The following is a 4,095-nucleotide window of genomic DNA, read 5'->3' as shown; positions in this document are numbered from 1 at the left end:
GCCGCCTATCGGGCGCGGGGGCTCATTCTCGAGCGGCATATCCGCCTTGAGGGCTGGAGCAGCCTGTTGCTTCATAAGGTGCGCTGAAATTTGGTCAGCGTCATTTCCGGAAACCGCGCCGCGGTTATCCGGAATCTCGAGCTTCCCGGGCTCGCGATTGCGCACCATAGTTCGTGCCACGCACGCCCCGGAATGACTACATTACTTCGCGGACTTCTGCTGGCGCGGCGGCCGCTGGTCCGCCGCCTTATCGTCGGAACTGGCGCGCCGGGAGCGCGCCTCGGTGAAACGGTCGAAAAGCTGGGTCAGCACGCCGCGAGGTTTCTCGGCGGCGGACGAAGAGGCGGGTACGCGGCGCATCGGCGGCGAGATCTTCTCGAAGGTGAAGACGGGCATGGTTAATCCCTCGACGCTGGAAACTGGACGCCCTTGGAACTGGCCTTGGAATTCCACCCGGAAGGATTTTGCCGAAACGCTCCGCGACGATTCCGCGTCATGAAACGTTCAATCCCGTCTAACGCGGGTGCAGCAATTCAATCACAATAAATTCTGAATCGGAAGCGAATTGAGTCGGTTGTCGAGCCCGCGACAAGAAAGGTGATACTATCGTCCGATGTTTGAAGCGCACTTCCAGACCTTCGAAGAGCCGGAAACCGGCGTCGCCCTCTCGGCCCGTTTGTCCGCATTCCGCGAGGAGCTGACCAAACGCAACCTTACCGGTTTCGTGGTGCCGCGCGCCGACCAGCAGCAGAACGAATATGTCGCGCCCTCCGAGGAGCGGCTGGCCTGGCTGACCGGCTTCACCGGCTCGGCCGGCCTCGCCATCGTGCTCGCACGCGAGGCCGCGGTGTTCGTCGACGGGCGCTACACGCTGCAAGCGGGCAAGCAGGTCGACACCAAGGTCTGGAGCGTCCAGCCGCTGGTCGATCCGCCGCCCGAGGCCTGGCTCGCGCAGCATCTCGCCGCCGGCGATCGCATCGGTTTCGATCCCTGGCTGCATACGACGACGTCGGTGGAGAAGCTCCGCACCGCCTGCAGCAAGGCTGGCGCAGAACTGGTCGCCACCAACGGCAACCCGGTCGACGTGGTCTGGACCGAGCGCCCGCCGCTGCCGCTGGCTCCCGTCACCCTTCACGCCCCGCAATTTTCCGGCGAGGCCGAAGCGGCCAAGCTGAAGCGCATCGAGGCGGAAATCGGCAAGCTCGGCGCGGACGCGCTGGTCTTGTCCGACAGCCACGCCGTGGCCTGGGCCTTCAACATCAGGGGCGGCGATGTCGCCCACACGCCGCTGCCCCTTTCCTACGCCATCGTACCAAAAAGCGGCCGGCCGACGTTGTTCGTCGATCACCGCAAGCTTTCCAACAGCGTCCGCGATCATCTCGAACAGACCGCGACGGTGGCCGATCCCGACGCGCTGACGTCAAAACTGGTCGAGCTGTCAAAAACCGGCGCGGCGATCGCCCTCGACAGCGTCACCGCCGCCGACGCGCTGGCCGGCCTCATCTCGTCCAATGGCGGCAAGCCGCTGCGGGGCAGCGATCCCGTGGCGATGCTCAAGGCGGTCAAGAACGCCACCGAGATCGCCGGCACCAGAGCCGCGCACCGGCGCGATGCGATTGCGCTGGCGCGCTTTCTCGCCTGGGTCGACCGCGAGGCGCCGGGGGGCAGCCTGACCGAGATCGACGCCGTGGAGGCGCTCGAAACCTTCCGCCGCGACACCGGCGCGCTGAAGGACGTCTCGTTTCCGACCATTTCGGGCACCGGGCCGAATGGCGCGATCGTGCATTACCGTGTCACCCGCAAGAGCAACCGCCGGATCGCGCGCGGCGATCTGCTCTTGATCGATTCCGGCGCGCAATACGAAGACGGCACCACCGACGTCACCCGCACCATCGCGATCGGCGAGCCGACGCATGAGATGCGCGACCGCTTCACCCGCGTATTGCGGGGACATATCGCGATTTCGCGCGCGCTGTTTCCTGACGGCACGACAGGCGCGCAGCTCGACACGCTGGCGCGGCAATTCCTGTGGCAGGCCGGCGTCGATTTCGAGCACGGCACCGGCCACGGCGTCGGCAGTTACCTTTCGGTGCACGAAGGTCCGGCGCGGATCTCCAAGCTCGGCACCACGCCGCTCAAGCGCGGCATGATCCTGTCCAACGAGCCGGGCTACTACAAGACCGACGCCTTCGGCATCCGCATCGAGAACCTCGAGCTCGTCGTCGCGGCCGAAATCGCCGGCGCCGAAAAGCCGGTCAACGCGTTCGAGACCCTGACGCTGGCGCCGATCGATCGCCGCCTGGTCGATCTGAACATGCTCTCCGGCGAGGAATTGAGCTGGCTCAACGAATACCACGACCGCGTCCGCCACGCCGTGCGCGGCCACGTCGACGAGGCGACCAAGACTTGGCTCGACCAAGCCACCGCGCCGCTGTCGCTGTAGCCATCGAGGTCATACCCCGCGAAAGCGGGGTATCCAGTACGCCGTGGCTCCTCGATCATCACACCGTTTCTGGAATACTGGATCGTCCGCTTTCGCGGACGATGACGAACCCAACAGATTGATGATCCCGCTCGCCTACCTTCCGCACCGACTGCTGCCTTTCTCGCCATTCCCTCATCACAGACCCGATTGCGCCGCGCGCATCCCGAAAAACGAATAGCCGCATTCCGAAACACCGCATTTGCGAGGTCACGAATGCGGCTAAGGTCCTCAGCAACAAATCACTTCAATGAAAGCAGAGGACGCGTACCAGATCGCCTCCGCGATATTGCGGGCAGCGGTCTGATCGCGGCTGCGGAAACTGGGCTCTCCATGCACGGCGTCGTCGGCAGATCGGCCGCACTGACCGAGAACGAAACGGCCGCATCGACGCGGGTCATGCTGCTGCTCCTGGTCGCCATGACCGGGGTGGCGCCGATCTCGCTCTACATGCTGGTGCCGGCGCTGCCCGTTCTGGCGAAGAATTTCGCAAGCGACGTCTCGATCGCGCAGATGACCGTGTCGCTCTATATGGTCGGCATCGCCTGTTCGCAGATCGTAATGGGACCGCTCTCCGACCGCTTCGGCCGAAGGCCGGTCCTGCTCGCCGGTCTCGGGTTGATGGTGGTGGCGAGCGCGGCCTGTATCTTCGCGCACTCGCTGCCGCAACTGATCGCCGCGCGGTTTTTCCAGGCGCTCGGCGGCGCCACCGGCATGGTGGTGAGCCGCGCCATCATCCGCGATCTCTACCGCCGCGAACGTATCTCTTCGATGATCAGCCTCGTGATTGCGGTGATGATGATCGCGCAGATGCTGAGCCCCTTGACCGGCGGCCTACTGGAGACCGCCTTCGGCTGGCGCTCGATCTTCTATGTCGCCACCGCCATGTCGCTGGCCGTGGCCGTCGCGATCACGCTGGCGCTGCCGGAAACCCGCCGCGTGCGGCTTTCGAGTTCGAGCTTTCGCGGCGACGTCCGCAACCTCCTGACCAGCCGCGCCTTCATCGGCTATATGCTGTGCCAGGTGCTGGCCTCGCAGATCGTCTTCACCTTCGCCGGCGCAGGTCCCTACATCGTGGTGACGCATATGGGCCGCACCGGCGCCGAATATGGCGCATGGTTTGCGACCACCGGCTTTGCCTATCTGATCGGCAATCTGTTCTGCGTGCGGTTCTCGCCGCGCTACCAGCTCGAACGGCTGATCTGGTTCGGACTGGCGCTGCAACTCCTCGGCAGCCTGTTGAACCTGGTCTGGGGCGTTGCCGGGATCAACCAGCTGCCGGCATGGCTGTTCGGCACCCAGATGATCGTGATGTTCGCCAATGCCTTCGTGATGTCGAACTCCGCCGCCGGCGCCATCAGCGTCCGGCCCGAAGCGGCCGGCACCGCCTCCGGCGCGATGGGATTTTTGCAGATGGGCCTGGGCTCGTTCCTGTCGCAGTTCGGAGCTTATTTGGGCGGCCATTTCACGACGCCGCTGCCGCTCAATATTGCCGTGTTCGCGCTCTCGCTTGCCTGCGTTTCGACGATGGTTTTCATCATCCCGAGAGGCAAGACCATCGTGAGCGAGGAGTTGATCGAGCGGGCCGAAGAAGAGAGCGGGATCGTGTGACT

General features: G+C 64.6%; 3 protein-coding genes and 1 pseudogene. 3 read left to right on the top strand and 1 reads right to left on the bottom strand.

Translation table 11 applies throughout. The annotated features are described in order from the left end of the window. A pseudogene (locus tag VFL62_RS13180) lies at positions 1-87 on the top strand (50S ribosomal protein L11 methyltransferase); the annotation flags it as partial. A 114-nt stretch (positions 88-201) separates the two neighbouring features. On the opposite strand, the gene VFL62_RS13175 reads toward VFL62_RS13180, so the two are convergent. Next, positions 202-396, bottom strand: coding sequence for a hypothetical protein (locus tag VFL62_RS13175; protein WP_325172819.1), 195 nt, complete (start codon positions 394-396; stop codon positions 202-204). Between the two features lie 217 nt (positions 397-613). Between VFL62_RS13175 and VFL62_RS13170 the strand changes: the two genes are divergently transcribed. Beyond that, positions 614-2,443, top strand: coding sequence for an aminopeptidase P family protein (locus VFL62_RS13170; protein ID WP_325172818.1), 1,830 nt, complete (start codon positions 614-616; stop codon positions 2,441-2,443). Between the two features lie 372 nt (positions 2,444-2,815). Continuing rightward, positions 2,816-4,093, top strand: a complete 1,278-nt coding sequence (locus VFL62_RS13165; protein WP_325172817.1) for a multidrug effflux MFS transporter — start codon at positions 2,816-2,818, stop codon at positions 4,091-4,093. Positions 4,094-4,095 lie beyond the last annotated feature (2 nt).

The organism is Bradyrhizobium sp. (assembly GCF_035701725.1).
Classification (GTDB): Bacteria; Pseudomonadota; Alphaproteobacteria; order Rhizobiales; family Xanthobacteraceae; genus Bradyrhizobium.
Note: the sequence above shows the minus strand (reverse complement) of the source record. Positions and strands in the feature narration are given on the sequence as shown.